This window comes from Snodgrassella alvi, assembly GCF_002777425.1.
Lineage (GTDB): Bacteria > Pseudomonadota > Gammaproteobacteria > Burkholderiales > Neisseriaceae > Snodgrassella > Snodgrassella alvi_B.
In genome coordinates, this window is record NZ_MDVC01000003.1 from 32,316 (window position 1) to 47,846 (window position 15,531).

The window sequence follows — 15,531 nt, forward strand, 5'->3', positions numbered from 1 at the left end:
CCTTTAATAGATTACCCATAAATTTTTAAATTGACCGGTTCCCACTCAGAATCCGTAGACTTCATAGCCTCATCCCAATAATCCCTAGCGCAAGAACCCACATACGTATCCTTATTAGGTTTTCCTCTTCTACCCACATTGGCTACTACTCCAGCTTTATAAGCAGTATAGATAACAAGCAATCCATCGTATTTCCGTCTTCTAGCTACTGGGTATATAATTTCTTCTTTAACAATTTTACCGCCATCAAAAATAATACATCCCTCTGATATTTCGAAATCCACGGGTAGCCACTTAACGTAATTATCACAAGGTATGAGAAAAGCTGTACGCCCGACAAGCCCGCTAGCACTATTACCGCATAGGATTGCACCCTGAAACCTATTCCAAAAAATAGCAACCGTAGTTTCTTCGTCCTCATCATCAGGTTTCCATTGTCTACCTACTGGATATTTAATTTCGGGTTCTGCTTTTTCAGTAACTTCAATCATGATTAAATACTTTCAATTTGCGTTCTCTTTAATATACTCAGTAACCATTTTTTCAGCCTCTAGTGGTAGATGGCTTAATATCTGGCCTACTGTCTGCTGTCTGTAATGGCCGCCTAAATAAATTGCCTTAACCAGCTCATTTGCTACCTTTTGTATATCCTCATAGAATTTTGAGCTATACAGTTCCCCGATAGCGTCATCAGCAACCTGTATCAACTCATCATCAGCTAGCTGTTCTTCTGTTTCTGCATTCTTTTCTGCGAGTAGGTCGCTTGCTGCCCATGCAGCATCTTCACGCGCCATAAAATCCAAATATCCGTGAGGTTCTGGGTTGGTGATGTTTGTATTTAATGAAGCAGCATATTTCATTTTTTACTCCTTTAGCTTTATTTAAATTCAAAAACTAAAGCCCACTCGTTAGAATGGGCTGCGATTTTTAAACTCGTTTCATACTTGTCTCAGATTTTTCGGCAGCTTATTTAAAGAACAATGAACAATCCATTGTCGCTATCAACTTATAGCAGCGTGGCAACCTAGCCTGTCTTTCCTTTTGCTGCGTTTCCCCAGTTCTTTTTCATACTGAGGTCATCGGTGTCTGTGTTTGTTCAATGGGTGTATATTACTAGCGGTAATTAAATATATCAATACCGCAGGTAATAAATATTTAGATAATTTTATTAAGCTGTTGATATTTATATGTTTGTTTTTTGTCGCTTGGAAATTTTTATTATTTAAAGACAACAAAAAAAGCCACAACCGAAAGTTGTGGCTTGGTGTTTATAATAAAATACTATTAGTCAATCAACTAATAGTATTGATACTTTCTACCTCAAAATAAAAATATTACTAATTAAGTTCAAGGGATATATCTAATTACCGACCATGTAAAGACATGTCCAATAATTTCCATCTCTTCTAAGTATGCGGTTTCGTCTTTTCTAGATAAATTGAAGCTGTGGATATTAATAGTATTATCCTTGTTCCATGATAATTGCTTTATGCGGAGAACGTCGGAATGCCTGAATGCATAAATCTCATTATTTATTATTCTTTTTCTATCTAAGTTGACGCCAACGATAGCACCATCCGGCAGTACTGGTTCCATGGAATCCCCTTTAACCGTCATGCAAACTGCCTTGTTTGGCGAGACGCCACATTTCCTTAATGCATTACGTGGAAACGCAATTTTAAAGTCATTATAGTCGGTGCAATCATATGACCCATCTCCCGCAGCAAGACGCACATCTTTATAATAATTGACAAGCACGTACTCATCTTCTGGCAGAGGATTATCATCGTCCCATAAAAGGTAATTTCCTTTAGCGCCGACATTGCTGGCAAAATCTCTTGGAACTAGAGTTTGTATTTTTTTTGCCAAACGGGGGCTGAAATCGGAAACGGGGACTTGAAGAATTTTCGCAAATTGTGAAGCAGATTCATAATTGAGTGCATTTATCCCGTTTAGATAATGGTTTACGGCACCTTGGCTAATATTCATTAGATCACCAACTTTCAATTGATTTAAATTCAATTCTTTTTTCTTTGCCTTGTAAATTTCATTTAGTTTTTTAGCTTCGAGTAACTCCTCAGATGTTAAAGGGCGTTTTTTCACAGATTTAGTCATAAGTTCACCATTGAATTTTAATAATTATTACCGTTGGTATTCACAAAAAACAACAACCGCCGGTATTGACAATGATAATTACAAGCGGTAATAATATGTTTAAAACTTATTACTCAGGTGCTAAATGAAAAAAATACCTTTATCGGATTATGTAAAAAATAATGGACAGCACAAGACTGCCAAGGAACTTGGATTAACTCAGGGCGCTATAAGTAAGGCGCTAAGAAGTGGAAGAAATATCTTTATTCACGCCAGCTATTCTGGGAAGGTGCAAGCGGTTGAAATTCGTCCATTCCCGCTTCCTCTTAATAGCAAACGCCAGAAAAAAGGATGCTCGCAATGACAACTAAAACAACTCAGACAAGTCAGATTCTTGAGTATATGAGAGCTGGCAATTCAATAACGCCATTAGATGCCTTGCGCAAGTTTGGCTGTATGCGACTAGGCGCGCGGATTTATGACCTAAAGCAAGATGGGTACGTAATTAATACGCTGATGGTGAAAGATGAAAAATCAGGGAGACGTTACGCGCGTTACTCACTGGTTAGCCTAGGTTAGAGGTGAATATGAGCCCATCAGAGACATTAAAACTGCTAGGTAGGCCAATAGCCTATCACCCGAGACTAGCAAGGCTGCTAGGTAGTGTAAATGCAGCCATATTATTCGGACAGTTAGTGTATTGGTCAGATAAGACTGAGCACGAGCTTGGAATATATAAAACTGCTGCACAGATTGAAGATGAAACCGGATTAAGTGCAAAAGAGCAGGAAACGGCTCGGAAGAAATTAAAAGAGCATGGAGTTCTGCATGAGACACATAAAAGGCTAGAACACCGGCTTTATTTTAGGATTGATTTTGCTGCTTATGACGAGCTTGTTTACAAGCATTTGGCGGATAGCGAAACAGAAAATACCGAATCGCCGAATGACGAATCACCAAACGACAAATCGGAGATTCCCGAAACGCAAAAAGGGGATTCGGGAATCGACAAATCAGGTATTCGCGAAGCTACAAATGAGGGATTCGCGGGGGCACAAATGGGGGATTCGTATAAAGGAGCATTAGATTACAGCAATAGATTACTGCATAAGAATACAGAAAATATAGGCACGGGGGTTGCTAACGCACCCACAGTGCCATCGGAGCAAGTGAAAAAATCAAAACATGCGAACCCTGACAACATCGCTTGCTGGGAAGCTTACGCAAAAGCCTATCGCAATCGGTACGGGATACTACCAGCCGCCAATCCAAAAACCAGAGGGCAGGTTGCAACGTTGGTTCGATACGTTGGCAAGGAGGTTGCACCATCACTGGCTGAATATTTTGTATCACACAACGATAGCTGGTTTGTGAAGTCTAGGCATGGATTTGGTTGCTTGCTCCAGAACTATCAGCAGGTATTGACTGACATGCATAGGGGCGAGCAGATGACGCAAATCAATGCAGTTAAGCCAAGCGTTAAAGACGTGCCACGCCACACAGAGGGAGGAAGATTGTCATGGTAAGCGGATTGACATCGGTAGGCAGCATGTTTGCCCACCACCCGCAGTTTGTGGTTGCCGGACAAAGCACAGCCACATGCAGCACACATGGTGAATACCAGCAAACGAAATACCAATCTGGCCGCGTTACCAAATGCCCAGAGTGCGAACGTGAACGTGAACAACAACGCATTGCAGACGAAAAAGCAGCGCAGTTACGAGAAGCTGCCGAACGCAAAAGCAAACTGATTGACGAACTAATCGGCAATTCAGGCATTCCAAAACGCTTTCTTGGCAAAACGCTGAAAAGCTATCAGGTGAGCTGCAAAGAGCAACAGGATGTAATTAACGACGCCAAGGCTTTTTTGATTGAATTTAGCAGCCCTCAGGGGCACTCTGGGCGCTGTATGACAATGCTGGGCAATACTGGTACAGGAAAATCTCACATCGCCAGCGCGATGGCTTTATGCGTCATTAAACACTATGGTGGTACAGCGCGATTTACCAGCGTTTCAGAGATTAACAGGCTGGTTAGAGAATCGAAGAGCTACAACGCTGAATACACTGAAACAGAAATCATTACAGCCTTTGGAAATTATGACCTGCTGATTGTTGATGAGGTTGGCATTCAGTCTGGTACAGATGCAGAAAGCCGTGCGTTATTCGATGTCTTTAATGCCCGCTATCAGAACATGAAACCGACGATTGTTATTAGCAATCTGAATATAAACCAGCTTAAAGACGCATTGGGTGAACGCATCGTCGACAGGCTAAAAGAGGGTGGTGGCTTAATTCTTGGCTTTAACTGGGGGTCGTATCGTGGCTAAAAACACCTGTATAGCTTGCCGTCACTGGATGCTGAAACGAAAAAATAATAAAGGCGAATATGTCGCCGATGAGATGACAAGGAAAGGTGGCTGGGGCTGGTGTCGGTTTGATGAGATATGGAGATATTGCTCCTATCGCAAAGAATGTTCAAAAGGCAAATTTGAGCCAATAGAAGACGAGCTGAGAAAGAAGCGGGAAGAGTGGATAGCCAGAAAAAATGCAGAACAACAAAAACGCTGCCAAGAACTGATGCGAGCTGAAAGATTAAGGACAAGGAAATGAAGCAGCTACGAAAATCACCCAAGCGCAAATGCCGCTGGTGTGGTGCAGAGTTTGAAAAGCTGCGCCCATTACAGATTGTTTGCAGTTCAGCTTGCGCTATATCCTTGAACAAAAGGAAACGTGAGGCTGCAAACAAAAAAGCACAGGCGGAGGCAAAACGACGGGAAAGAGCGGTTATAAAAGCCCGCAGGCACGCATTAGAAACCAAACCGCAGCTTACGAAGCGCGCACAGGCGGCATTTAATGCCTTTATCAGATTGAGAGATAAGCACCAGTCTTGCATTAGCTGTGGTAATCCTTTGCCTGATACACCTAACGGTTACGATGCAGGGCATTATCGTTCGGTAGGTTCAGCACCTAATCTACGCTTTAATGAAGATAACTGCCATGGCCAGTGTAAGCGTTGCAACAATTATTTAAGTGGCAACCATGTCAACTATCGCTGCGGGTTAATTGAGCGTATTGGATTGGAGGCTGTAGAAGCACTGGAGTCTGATAACGCGCCACGCCACTACACTAAAGACGATTTACGCCAGCTAGAGAGGTTATACAAAGAAAAAAGGCGGGCATTGCTATGACTGAAAGATTCAAACGCAGAATTAACAAAAAAAATAAACGGGATGTAATGACGCTTGCTTGGGATTTTGTAGGCACATTACTAAATACTCATGATGTAATTTCCATTGAGGTGCGAAGCATTACCCGATCAGATGAACAGAATGCAAAGCTGCATGCCATGCTGGGAGATATTGCCAAACAGAAGACTTTCAACGGCAAAAAACTGAGTATTGAACAGTGGAAGATGATTTTTGTAAGTGGTCATCGGATAGCCACTGGCGGGCAGGCAGAAATGGCGATAGGGCTAGAGGGTGAGGTTATCAATCTAAGGGAATCGACGGCGCAGATGGGGGTTAAGCGCATGGCTAGTCTGATTGAGTATATAACAGCTTGGGGAGCTGAAAATGATGTTAAGTTTAAAGACTGGAGAAAATATGACATGTACAGCTAATTTAATCAAAAGCACCGCCTCAATGTGTTGGGAATCAGTTGATGAAATACTGTGTCAGGCGTTTTATATTAAAAACACATTGATTATGGGTAAAAGCAATTCGGCAAGAATTGAGGAATGGATTAAAAGCAAAGGGGTTGTTGATCGTTGCTGCTCAGGGTTAAGTCAGCACGATTGGCATGCAAATAGCGCAATGGTTCTATGCCGGGTGGAAAATATTTTAAACGATATTGAATGGACGCTGATTAAAGCTGAATATGGTTATGACTTATCAGGCATTATTGATTTAACAAGTTATGTACTAGATAGAGATTCATATATTCAGCCATTGGAGTGCGATGCGTTGCTGGAGTATTTATTTTTGAAGAATAGAACTTACACTCAAATGCAGGATAAATTTAATTTTAGCGCGCCGAAACTAAACAGAAAATTGAGGCACATAAAAACTATAATAAATAAACTGCATTGTGACTGCATTTCAAAGCTAGACGGTCAAATAAACGAAGATTGAAAAATAATGTAAAATAGATGCATTAACAGTCATTTATGCTTGAAAAAAGCGTAGTGAAAAATTATAATTCAGCTATTCTTCGGATAAGACTTAAGATAAATCTTGTTCAAGAATATTGTTTCTTAAAATCTCCTTTTATGTACATCAATTTTTGAATCTTTCAACCCGCCCACCTCAGGCGGGTTTTTTGTTGGAGTTGGGATATGAGTAACCCTATAGATTTTGCACAGGCGTATTACAACGGCCTTGAAGTTGTCAGAAATAAGAAAAAAGAGGCGGCAGAAATTGATGCTGTGCTTACCCGGTTTTGCGAAGAGGTACATACTGCCAGCAAGGGCAAGTTGGTGTTAGAGGTTGGCAGACGGCCTTACTGTAATCCATCTGATTTAAAAGTGATTGCGATAAAGCGAAGTAAAAGTAAAGCTAGAGTACGCAAGACGCTAGTAGATATTGAGCCATCACAGGGCGGGTATCCGTGCGTGATTAGGCATGGTGGCTGGTTTAAATCCGTTATTGATAAAGATGGCTTTGAAGCAACGCTTGCCGAAGTACTGCAAAGCTATAGCGCAGCCCATAAGATTCACTACCTACTGACACGAAGCCATGAAGATACCAACGCTTAAAAGTAGCCTACCTGAGTTTAACAGTTCATCTGCCACGGTACTCAGGGATAAACCGGGGGCTACAAAGCGCATACGAGGCTATCAATGGCAGGAGATAAAGAAGCGGGTGCTGGCACGGGATAGTTTTCGATGCCGATCCTGCGGTTGTATTGGTGGCAGCTTACAGGTTGACCATATCATTCCATTGGAGTTAGGTGGCAGTAATGATGATAGCAATTTGCAAGTGCTATGCGCGGATTGTCATAAGCATAAAACCACCAAAGAACTGCGGCAGCGATACAAGCGTGGATGGTAAATCTACTTAGTGATGGATGTAGCCGGTTAGATTATTACGCATACAGATAGTAACGTTATGTTATCGCTTTGGTTTATATTCTTATGTGGAATAGTAACATTGAGTAACTATTTATTATTATTTTTAGGTTGCTTAAAAAGTAGGCAGGGGTGGTAGTAAAGTTGGGTTACTATCGCCGCCGACACCGCGCGCCCTCTCATTTATAAAAAAAATGGCCTGAAAACACCTGTTAATTAACAAAATCTGCTCAAAAAATAGGCAATTTGCTATGTCACTTAATGATAAACAGGAATTATTCGCATTGAATGTGGCTGCGGGGATAAATCAGACGGAAGCCTGTGTTAATGCGGGTTACAGCAGGAATGGTGCAGCCGCTGCCGCATGTCGTTTAATGAAAAATCAGGCCGTTTTAGCACGCATTGAGGAGCTGAAAAAACAGCAAAACAGACTTAACAAAAATATTAACAAAATTGTTAACAATGATATTAACACGGATGTTAATCCTGTTAAGTCTGCATCACCGCCCAGTGATGACCCTTTGCAGTTTTTGGTGATGGTAATGAATGATGACAGCTGGCCGCACAAGCTGCGGATTGATGCCGCTAAAACCCTGATGCCTTATAAGCATGGGCGTATTGGCGAGACCGGCAAGAAAGAGGCGGCCAGAGATGTGGCCATTGAAAAATCACGCGCTGGCGGACTGTCTGCGCGGCTAGAGCAGAAAGGTTTGAAACAGGTGAAGTAAATGGCTGATTGGGTGACAGCCTGCCCTGACTGGGAAGAGCGGATTGTTAACCGGCAGTCATTGGTGCCCAGTGAACCGCTATTTCCTATCGTGGCAGAGATTGCGATTGAGGTATTTGGTGATCTGATAGTGCCCGACATGACCGGATTGCCAAGAATGCGTGATGTAATGCCGCAGTGGGTATTTGATTTTGTTGGTGCGATTTTTGGCGCACTTGATCCAGATACGCAGCGCAGACTAATCAAAAAGTTCTTTCTGCTGATTAGCAAGAAAAACGCTAAATCAACCATTGCTGCCGGAATTATGATAACCGCCCTCGAACTGAATGAACGTAATTTAGCTGAGGCTATCATTCTGGCGCCAACGAAAGAAGTGGCTGATAATTCGTTTAAACCTGCGGCGGGTATGATTGAGTTTGACCCGGAAATGCAGGACAAATACAGCATTTCCAAGCATACAAGGACGATAACGCATTTAGCTACTAAGTCAACCCTGAAAGTTGTGGCTGCGGACGATAAAACAGCAGGTGGCCTGAAAGCCGCCTTTGTTTTGATTGATGAACATCATTTATTTGGCGCGATGGCGAATGCGGAATCCATAATTAAAGAAGCCACCGGCGGCCTGATGTCTAAAGTGGATGGTTTTTTAATTATTTTGTCCACGCAATCCCGAGAGCCGCCCGCTGGTGTGTTTAAAACGGAACTGGAGTATGCGCGTTCGGTACGGGATGGCAAGACGGCAGAGGGTAAAGAGCTTGTTGATAAGACTTATTTGCCGGTTTTATATGAGTTTCCGGCTGCGCTTATTAAGTCGGGAGCGTATAAGAAGCCTGAAAACTTCTATATAACCAATCCAAGCCTTGGCTACTCAGTAGACGAGGCTTTTCTGATTAGTGAGTATCGACAGGCCGAACTGAAAGGCGAAGAAACGCTGATTGAGTTTGAGGCCAAGCACTTAAACAAGGAAGTCGGGTTAAATTTACGCTCAGATCGCTGGAGTGGTGCAGATTACTGGCTAGCGCAGACAGATGACACGTTGACGCTAGATACGCTGCTAGAACGCAGCGAGGTGGTTGTAATAGGGCTTGACGGCGGTGGTAATGATGACCTGTTTGGGTTGGCCGTGGTTGGGCGGGAAAAAGACACTCAGCGCTGGCTTTCATGGTGTTATGCATGGGCAAACCCGCCGGTGCTGAATAATCGCAAGGACATCCTGCCGCAACTGGATAGTTTTGTGAAAGACGGTGACATGACCTTTTGCCAAAATGTAGGCGATGACCTGAAAGAAGTGGCTGAGATATGTTTGAAAGTGGGCGAAACGGGTTTGTTGCACTCTATAGCAGTTGACCGCTATGGCATGGAACCAGTTTTACAAACCATCCATAATAAATTTGTTGACAGTGGCTATGCTTTCCCTGCTGATGGTCTGTTTAAAGCGATATCGCAAGGCTTCAAAATGACAGGCACTATTAAAGCCACAGAGCGCGCTTTAGCCAGCAAAAATATGTGGCACGCTAATCAACCACTGATGAACTGGAATGTTGGTAACGCCCGCGTTATCCAATCGGGCAACGGTATTCAGGTAACCAAACAGTATGCAGGTTTTGCCAAGATTGACAGCCTGATGGCGCTGTTTGATGCCGTGGCCGTGATGGCGACCAATCCGACCTCACGATATAACGGCGGCCTTGATTCTTTTCTAGACAACTACATAATAGGTTAAACAATGGCTGATTTACAGGATACTGGCTTTTTTCGCCGCATTCTGAGTGCTTTCAGGCCGCAGTTAAAGCTAGGCAAAGGCGAGAGCATCATGGCAATTGATAGCGCATCGTCGGTTAGTGGCGTCATGGTGACGCCAGAAAAAGCGTTAAAGCTTTCGGCTGTGTGGGCATGTATTAATTTACGCTCCGGACTGGTGTCTACCCTGCCTTTTGCCTTACGAACTGCGGATAAAAATATTGCTACTGAGCATCCTTTGTATGACATCTTTCGCTATGCGCCCAATGCCGACATGAACCCATGCGAATTCTGGCAGGCATTGATGACTTCAATAGACATATATGGCAATGCATTTGCTGAAATCAAACGCAAAGGTGAGCGGATTATATCGCTGGAAGTGCTTGATGCGGCCAGAATGAAAATAACCCGCCTGCAAACGGGTGCGGTAGTATATGAATACAATGAAAGGGATGGAACGCGAAAACTGCCCGACCGAGATGTTTTTCATTTGAAAGATTTCACGATGGACGGAATAACTGGGCTTTCTCCGCTGTCCTATGGCGCAGAAATCCTAGGATTGCAAATGGAAGCCAATGATACTACAGCACACGATTACAAGAATCGTTTCAAAGGGCGCGATGTACTTGTATACAGAGGTACAGGGCAAGGCGGGGCGCCGATATTGAATGAGGAGCAGCGTAAGAAAACCCGCAAATGGCTGCAAGAGTTTTCAGAGGCAAGTGCCGCAGGGAAGACACCAATACTTGAGGGTGGTTTTGACCTTTTAAACCGAGCGCCGTCATTAAGCCCGATTGATGCCCAATTGCTTGAATCACGCCTGTTTGGCATTGAGGAAATCTGCCGCTGTTTTTCGGTACCACCGCAATTAATTGGCCACACCAGTAAATCGTCTAGCTGGGCATCCAGTTACGAAAACACGGTGCTTAGTTTTCAGGCATTTGTAATGGTGCCGAAGCTGGCGCGGATTGAGCAGACGATTACGCGCAAATTGTTAAGTCCGGCGGAGCGCAAGATTTATACACCCAAATTTAATACCGAGGGGCTATTGCGCGCTTCACCCGCCAACCGCGCCAGCTTTTATACCTCAATGGTGCAAAACGGGATTTATTCACGCAATCATGTGCGCGACCTTGAAGACTTGCCGGCCGTGGAGGGCGGGGACGAATTAACCGTGCAGTTAAATATGGGTACGTTGAATCATGCAGCAAATGAAACATTAAAGAGGCAAGAATGATGCAGACAAAACGTCTTGATATGCCGCTTGAAATTAAATCCGTCAAAGAAGACGGTTTTTTTTCGGGTTACGGTTCTATAAATGGCAATGTAGATTCTTATGGTGATGTGGTAGTGCCGGGGGCGTTCGCAAAGTCGCTGGCGGAATGGGAAGCCCGCGGCCGCATGCCACCAGTGTTATTCAATCATGACTGGAACGCACCTATTGGCTGCTATACCAAACTGGTTGAAGATGAGCGAGGGCTGTATGTCGAGGGTAGATTGCTGATCGACCAGATAGGAAAAGCGCGGGAAACGCATGCATTATTGCAGGCCAAGGCGATTGATGGCCTGTCGATTGGTTATAGCATCGAGCGGCAGGAATACGACCGGCAAGCAGATACCAACAAACTGATAGAAGTAAAACTATATGAAATATCCGTCGTCATTTTTCCAGCCAATCCGGAAGCCAGGGTGGACTATGTCAAGCATGATCATGGCTTACCCTCATCTGAACAGTTCAAAGCGCTGTTAATGCAAAACGGATTTAATGCAAAGCAGGCCGCTGTCATTCACGACAGCGGTTTTTTTTCGTTGTCACAAAAGGCAACACCAACCAACCACGTGTCTGAAATAGACGAAGTTATACGAATTTTAGGAGCTAACTAGATGGCTGATGCAGATGAAATCAAAGCAGGTGAACTGGCTAAAGTGCTGAAAGAAAAGCAGGAAGCGGTTAATAAGGCCGTTGACGAAGTTAAGGGACTTGGCGAGGAGCTTAAAGGCAAGCTTGCGAAAGGTGACAAAGTTACCGAAGAACTTAAAAACGATGTTGACAAGCTGCTGACCGAAGTTAATGGCCTTAAGTCGCAAGTGCTGGATATGGAACAGGCGCAGGCGCGCAATCCTGTCACCCCGCAGGGCAAGCAGACTTTGGGGAGTATGGTGGTTAAGTCTGAACAGTTTAAAAACTGCGCCAACATATCACAAGGCGACAAGCTGCGCATTCCTATTAATACTAAAGAGTTGGGCGGTTCAGACAACACGAGTTACAGTGCCGGTGCATTAGTACAGCCACACGTTGTTAGTACTGTCACCTTGCCGGAGCAGCGATTAATGGTGCGTGATTTGCTTACGCCGGGCAATACCGATAGAGACATGATAATCGTACCCAGAGAAGAATTTTTTGATAATAAAGCTGATATAGTACCTGAGGGGCGTATAAAGCCTGAATCACATTTAAACTTTGTGCAGGAAACGGTGCCGGTTGTAACTATTGCCCACTGGCTTAAAGCAACCAGACAGATATTGAGTGACGCTTCCGGCTTGCAATCTATGATTGATGGCCGCCTGCGGTACGGCCTGAAACTCAAGGAAGAGCAGCAGCTATTAAATGGCGCTGGTGGTGGCGCGCAGATAACAGGTCTGATACCTAACGCTACAAAGTTTCAAAATAAAAGTAACGTTAAGGACTTTACCATTATTGACCAGTTACGTCTGGCCATGTTGCAGGTGGTATTGTCTGGTTACAGTGCTACCGGCCATGTACTCAACCCGGTGCAATGGGCAGAAATTGAAATGGCCAAGGATGACATTGGCCGCTATGTCATCGGTAATCCGCAGGGGCAGGCAATCCCGACATTATGGGGGCAGCCAGTTGTTGCCACGCCGTCTATGGAACAAGGCGAGTTTCTGACTGGCGCTTTCAAAATGGGGGCACAAATCTTTGACCGCTGGGATATGGGTATTAATATCGCCTTTAATAACGAGGATGATTTTGTTCGCAATATGGTAACCATATTGTGCGAGGAGCGGCTGGCACTGGCTATTTACCGGAAAGATGCATTTGTAACGGGTAAATTGCAGGGTGTTCAGAGTACACAGCCTGCGCCACCTACGCCGCCGAATTCCTAAACAAACCAAAACCGTTTATTCCGCCCCGCAAGGGGCGGCTGAGGGCGATTATGATTAGTATTGAAGATATTCGTAATAATTGCCGGATTGATGACGATAGCGAAGATGATTTGCTTAGAATTTATCTAGCAGCGGCACAGGAAACAGTAAAACAGTTCACCGGACGCAACTGGTACGAAAATGAAGTGCCGGATACAGACCCGACAGGCATGTTGTACAACTCCGCAGTCGACATGGCAATGTTACTGCTAACCGCCAACTGGTATAAAAACCGTGAGGCGGTTTCTGCAATGAATGCCGCATGGCTGCCTTTTGGTGTCGGGTTTTTATTGCAGCCGTACCGGATTATGTGGGGGGATGCATGAGTATTGCGGCAGGCAAACTTGATAAACGGGTATTGATTCAACGCCCGGAAATCAGTAAGGGCAGTCTGGGGGATATTGAAAAAAACTGGGTTGATGTCGGCAAGGTATGGGCAAACATGTCCTATCTGTCTGGCCGTGAGTTTGTTAAAAACGGGCTGGATTCGGCAAGTTGTACCGTGTCGATACAGGTGCGCACAAGCAAACTGACAGCCAACATTACTCCTGAATACCGGATTATGTACAAAGGCAGTATTTTCAATATTCAGGCAGTATTACCGGATTCGACTCACCCCGAAGTAATTAATTTACCTTGTACAACGGGTATGAACGAGGGTTAAAAATGGCATTCAACTTTAAGGTTAACGGGCTGGAGCGGTTGCAGAAAAAGCTAAGGCGACTTGGTAAGAGCGTTCAGGAAGACATTGCCAAAAAAGCCACCGGCAAAGGTGCAGCCATCATCCGGGACGAGGCAAAAAACAATGCCTACAAGGCATCAAAACCTTACCGGGTTTACAACAGTGACGGCAAGGGCGGTAAAACCTGTACAGTAGTGAAGCCCGGCCATGTCGGGCGCAGCATCATCATGAAGCGCATCCCTGCCTCGGAACGGCACGGGCTGGCTTCCAAGCATATCGTCACCGTATCCAATTCCAAGGAAATTCCCAAAGGAGCAAAACAGATTGCCACCTTTGTGGAATACGGTATTAACATGCCGCAGCCGCATCCGTTTATGCGTCCAGCTTATGACAATAAGCGCGGGGAGGCTAAAAAGGAAGCAGCCAAAATATTGCTGGAAGAGGTGCAGAAAGAATGGAAGAAATAGCTATTTTTTACAGCACCATAAAGGATTTATGCGGCGGGCGCGTTTATCCAGACCTGATACCGGTGCAGAACAGCGCCACAGACCCGGCCATGTGGCCAGCTATGCGTTATGTACTTGTTTCCGGGCAAGTGGAGACAACAAACTGTTATCAGAGTTTCAACCCGCGGGTGCAGGTGGATATTTATGCCAGCACGGCGCAGGAGCGCGCGCAATGTGTGCAGCAGGTGATGGATACGATACAGGCTAGCGACGAAATCGAATGCCTGCTTAAAACAGCGCCATTCTTTTCTTACGATATTGACAGAAAGAAATATCTGGCAACCTTTGATTATCTGATTGTTTAACTGACAATTGTTTTTTATACGAGCCACGGTTATCCGTGGCTTTTTTTATGGAGTTTTTTATGGCAAAAACACAAGGGCAACCGGCTATTAAGAAAAGTGCGAAGCGCGGGATGAGTTTTAATAGCCGCACTTACTTTTACGACCTGCCGGAGACGCCGACAAAAGTTATTAGTGATTTAACAAACACTAAACCAGCCATTGCTACATCTGTGGGTCATGGCTTGAAAACGGGTGATGCGGTTTGGGTTGAGAGCGTCGAAAACGATGCTATTAATGGCTATTATCTTGTTAGCGTGAGTAACGAAGACTCATTTGCGCTGATGACGCTGGACGGGGAAGATATCGGCACGGTGACCGATGCTAAATTTACCACCGTGAAAAGATACAGCTTCTGTGATGCCACCAGCGTCAAGATAGCGGCGCTCAAGACTAAAGCAATTGATGCAACCACCATCTGCGACGAGGGCGCTGTCACTGAGCTGGAAAAAGAGCCGGGCACCATTAGCCTGTCCGGATTGTGGGCGCCAGACAAAGAAGTTCAGGATTTTCTGGAAGAGATGGCCGAGGAGCTGGAGACCATATTTTTTACCTTAAAACCCAAAGGCAGCAAGTATATGCGCGGTTATCAGGTAAAAATCACCAGCTTGGACTGGGATGGTAAAAGTGGCGATAAATGGCAGTTTTCTATCGAACTGCAAATTAATGGTCGCAGCCGTAAGTTAGATATGACAACAGGAGCAAAATAAGATGACCAACACCGCAAACACAAAAGAAGCCTTTATCAATGCCGCCCGCCAGTATATGCGCAAGGCAGTAATCAGCGCCGTACCGGATATTGCCCCGTACGATGGACATCTGCATGTCAAGATGTTCAATGTGCGCGAAATGACCGATTTTTTTCAGCGGTGCAGCGAATTTGAAAGCAGCTACGATGATGGTTTAAACGGCGTGCGTGAAAAAGCGCTGATGATTGTCGACCAGGATGGCAATCCCATGTTTTACCCGGATAGCCGCGAAGATTTGGAGTTTCTGGCTGACCTGCCCAGCAAAGTACTGGCGGCCGTACAAGATCATTTCTTCCTGATCAACGGAGATGCAGGGTTAAAAAAGCAGTTACAAGACGCGAAAAATTCATAATTGAGCTGTCTTTTCTGTTGCATATCCCGGCCAGAGAAATTGACGGCTGGCCGGTAAGCGAATTTAACCGCTATCTGAATTATTACAACCGCTTCGGCTTCCCGC

24 protein-coding genes are annotated in these 15,531 nt (G+C 44.7%); 21 read left to right on the plus strand and 3 right to left on the minus strand.

Annotated features, from left to right (window positions below):
- Nucleotides 1-11: 11 nt before the first annotated feature.
- The 3 genes from BGI33_RS01560 to BGI33_RS01570 form a co-directional block, all read right to left on the minus strand.
- On the minus strand, nt 12-491 hold the full coding sequence (locus BGI33_RS01560; RefSeq protein WP_100089638.1) for a hypothetical protein: 480 nt from the start codon (nt 489-491) through the stop codon (nt 12-14).
- 12 nt (nt 492-503) lie between these two features.
- Nucleotides 504-860, minus strand: a complete 357-nt coding sequence (locus BGI33_RS01565; protein ID WP_100089639.1) for a hypothetical protein — start codon at nt 858-860, stop codon at nt 504-506.
- Nucleotides 861-1,347: 487 nt separating this feature from the next.
- Nucleotides 1,348-2,115 (minus strand): S24 family peptidase, encoded by a 768-nt coding sequence (locus BGI33_RS01570; protein WP_100089640.1) that lies wholly within the window; start codon nt 2,113-2,115, stop codon nt 1,348-1,350.
- A 124-nt stretch (nt 2,116-2,239) separates the two neighbouring features.
- Between BGI33_RS01570 and BGI33_RS01575 the strand changes: the two genes are divergently transcribed.
- The 21 genes from BGI33_RS01575 to BGI33_RS01675 all read left to right on the plus strand — a co-directional run bounded on the left by BGI33_RS01575 (nt 2,240) and on the right by BGI33_RS01675 (nt 15,426).
- Nucleotides 2,240-2,458 (plus strand): Cro/CI family transcriptional regulator, encoded by a 219-nt coding sequence (locus tag BGI33_RS01575; RefSeq protein ID WP_100089641.1) that lies wholly within the window; start codon nt 2,240-2,242, stop codon nt 2,456-2,458.
- Nucleotides 2,455-2,673: a helix-turn-helix domain-containing protein gene (locus BGI33_RS01580; protein WP_100089642.1), complete on the plus strand. Its 219-nt coding sequence runs from the start codon at nt 2,455-2,457 to the stop codon at nt 2,671-2,673. The genes BGI33_RS01575 and BGI33_RS01580 overlap by 4 nt, the downstream gene beginning before the upstream one ends.
- Nucleotides 2,674-2,789: 116 nt before the next feature.
- The gene (locus BGI33_RS01585; RefSeq protein WP_144235324.1) at nt 2,790-3,620 is read left to right on the plus strand and encodes a hypothetical protein; all 831 of its coding nucleotides are present in this window, start codon (nt 2,790-2,792) and stop codon (nt 3,618-3,620) included.
- Nucleotides 3,614-4,423 (plus strand): ATP-binding protein, encoded by an 810-nt coding sequence (locus BGI33_RS01590; protein ID WP_100089644.1) that lies wholly within the window; start codon nt 3,614-3,616, stop codon nt 4,421-4,423. The genes BGI33_RS01585 and BGI33_RS01590 overlap by 7 nt, the downstream gene beginning before the upstream one ends.
- The gene (locus tag BGI33_RS01595) at nt 4,416-4,706 is read left to right on the plus strand and encodes a hypothetical protein (protein WP_144235325.1); all 291 of its coding nucleotides are present in this window, start codon (nt 4,416-4,418) and stop codon (nt 4,704-4,706) included. The genes BGI33_RS01590 and BGI33_RS01595 overlap by 8 nt, the downstream gene beginning before the upstream one ends.
- Nucleotides 4,703-5,284: a recombination protein NinG gene (locus BGI33_RS01600; RefSeq protein ID WP_100089646.1), complete on the plus strand. Its 582-nt coding sequence runs from the start codon at nt 4,703-4,705 to the stop codon at nt 5,282-5,284. Before BGI33_RS01595 ends, BGI33_RS01600 begins: the two co-directional genes overlap by 4 nt.
- Nucleotides 5,281-5,715: a recombination protein NinB gene (locus BGI33_RS01605; RefSeq protein ID WP_218965096.1), complete on the plus strand. Its 435-nt coding sequence runs from the start codon at nt 5,281-5,283 to the stop codon at nt 5,713-5,715. The genes BGI33_RS01600 and BGI33_RS01605 overlap by 4 nt, the downstream gene beginning before the upstream one ends.
- Nucleotides 5,669-6,226, plus strand: a complete 558-nt coding sequence (locus BGI33_RS01610; protein ID WP_144235326.1) for a hypothetical protein — start codon at nt 5,669-5,671, stop codon at nt 6,224-6,226. Before BGI33_RS01605 ends, BGI33_RS01610 begins: the two co-directional genes overlap by 47 nt.
- Nucleotides 6,227-6,429: 203 nt before the next feature.
- A complete protein-coding gene (locus tag BGI33_RS01615) occupies nt 6,430-6,849 on the plus strand; it encodes a hypothetical protein (RefSeq protein ID WP_100089648.1) in 420 nt (139 codons plus the stop codon).
- On the plus strand, nt 6,830-7,144 hold the full coding sequence (locus BGI33_RS14050; protein WP_100089649.1) for an HNH endonuclease: 315 nt from the start codon (nt 6,830-6,832) through the stop codon (nt 7,142-7,144). The genes BGI33_RS01615 and BGI33_RS14050 overlap by 20 nt, the downstream gene beginning before the upstream one ends.
- Before the next feature lie 268 nt (nt 7,145-7,412).
- Nucleotides 7,413-7,889 (plus strand): terminase small subunit, encoded by a 477-nt coding sequence (locus BGI33_RS01625; protein ID WP_100089650.1) that lies wholly within the window; start codon nt 7,413-7,415, stop codon nt 7,887-7,889.
- A complete protein-coding gene (locus BGI33_RS01630) occupies nt 7,890-9,611 on the plus strand; it encodes a terminase large subunit (RefSeq protein WP_100089651.1) in 1,722 nt (573 codons plus the stop codon).
- Between the two features lie 3 nt (nt 9,612-9,614).
- A complete protein-coding gene (locus BGI33_RS01635; protein WP_100089652.1) occupies nt 9,615-10,865 on the plus strand; it encodes a phage portal protein in 1,251 nt (416 codons plus the stop codon).
- Complete coding sequence (locus BGI33_RS01640; RefSeq protein WP_100089653.1) at nt 10,862-11,512, plus strand: HK97 family phage prohead protease; 651 nt, start codon at nt 10,862-10,864, stop codon at nt 11,510-11,512. Before BGI33_RS01635 ends, BGI33_RS01640 begins: the two co-directional genes overlap by 4 nt.
- Entirely contained in the window at nt 11,513-12,757 is a 1,245-nt protein-coding gene (locus BGI33_RS01645; protein WP_100089654.1) for a phage major capsid protein, read from the plus strand.
- Between the two features lie 50 nt (nt 12,758-12,807).
- The gene (locus BGI33_RS01650; RefSeq protein ID WP_100089655.1) at nt 12,808-13,122 is read left to right on the plus strand and encodes a head-tail connector protein; all 315 of its coding nucleotides are present in this window, start codon (nt 12,808-12,810) and stop codon (nt 13,120-13,122) included.
- Nucleotides 13,119-13,460 carry a phage head closure protein gene (locus BGI33_RS01655; protein ID WP_180298948.1) on the plus strand — a complete coding sequence of 114 codons (342 nt, stop codon included), beginning with the start codon at nt 13,119-13,121 and terminating at the stop codon, nt 13,458-13,460. Before BGI33_RS01650 ends, BGI33_RS01655 begins: the two co-directional genes overlap by 4 nt.
- Before the next feature lie 2 nt (nt 13,461-13,462).
- Nucleotides 13,463-13,945 carry an HK97-gp10 family putative phage morphogenesis protein gene (locus BGI33_RS01660; protein ID WP_100089657.1) on the plus strand — a complete coding sequence of 161 codons (483 nt, stop codon included), beginning with the start codon at nt 13,463-13,465 and terminating at the stop codon, nt 13,943-13,945.
- Entirely contained in the window at nt 13,933-14,289 is a 357-nt protein-coding gene (locus tag BGI33_RS01665; protein ID WP_100089658.1) for a DUF3168 domain-containing protein, read from the plus strand. The genes BGI33_RS01660 and BGI33_RS01665 overlap by 13 nt, the downstream gene beginning before the upstream one ends.
- 59 nt (nt 14,290-14,348) lie before the next feature.
- Entirely contained in the window at nt 14,349-15,035 is a 687-nt protein-coding gene (locus BGI33_RS01670) for a phage tail tube protein (protein ID WP_180298949.1), read from the plus strand.
- Nucleotide 15,036: 1 nt separating this feature from the next.
- A complete protein-coding gene (locus BGI33_RS01675) occupies nt 15,037-15,426 on the plus strand; it encodes a hypothetical protein (RefSeq protein WP_100089660.1) in 390 nt (129 codons plus the stop codon).
- The last annotated feature ends 105 nt before the right edge of the window (nt 15,427-15,531 follow it).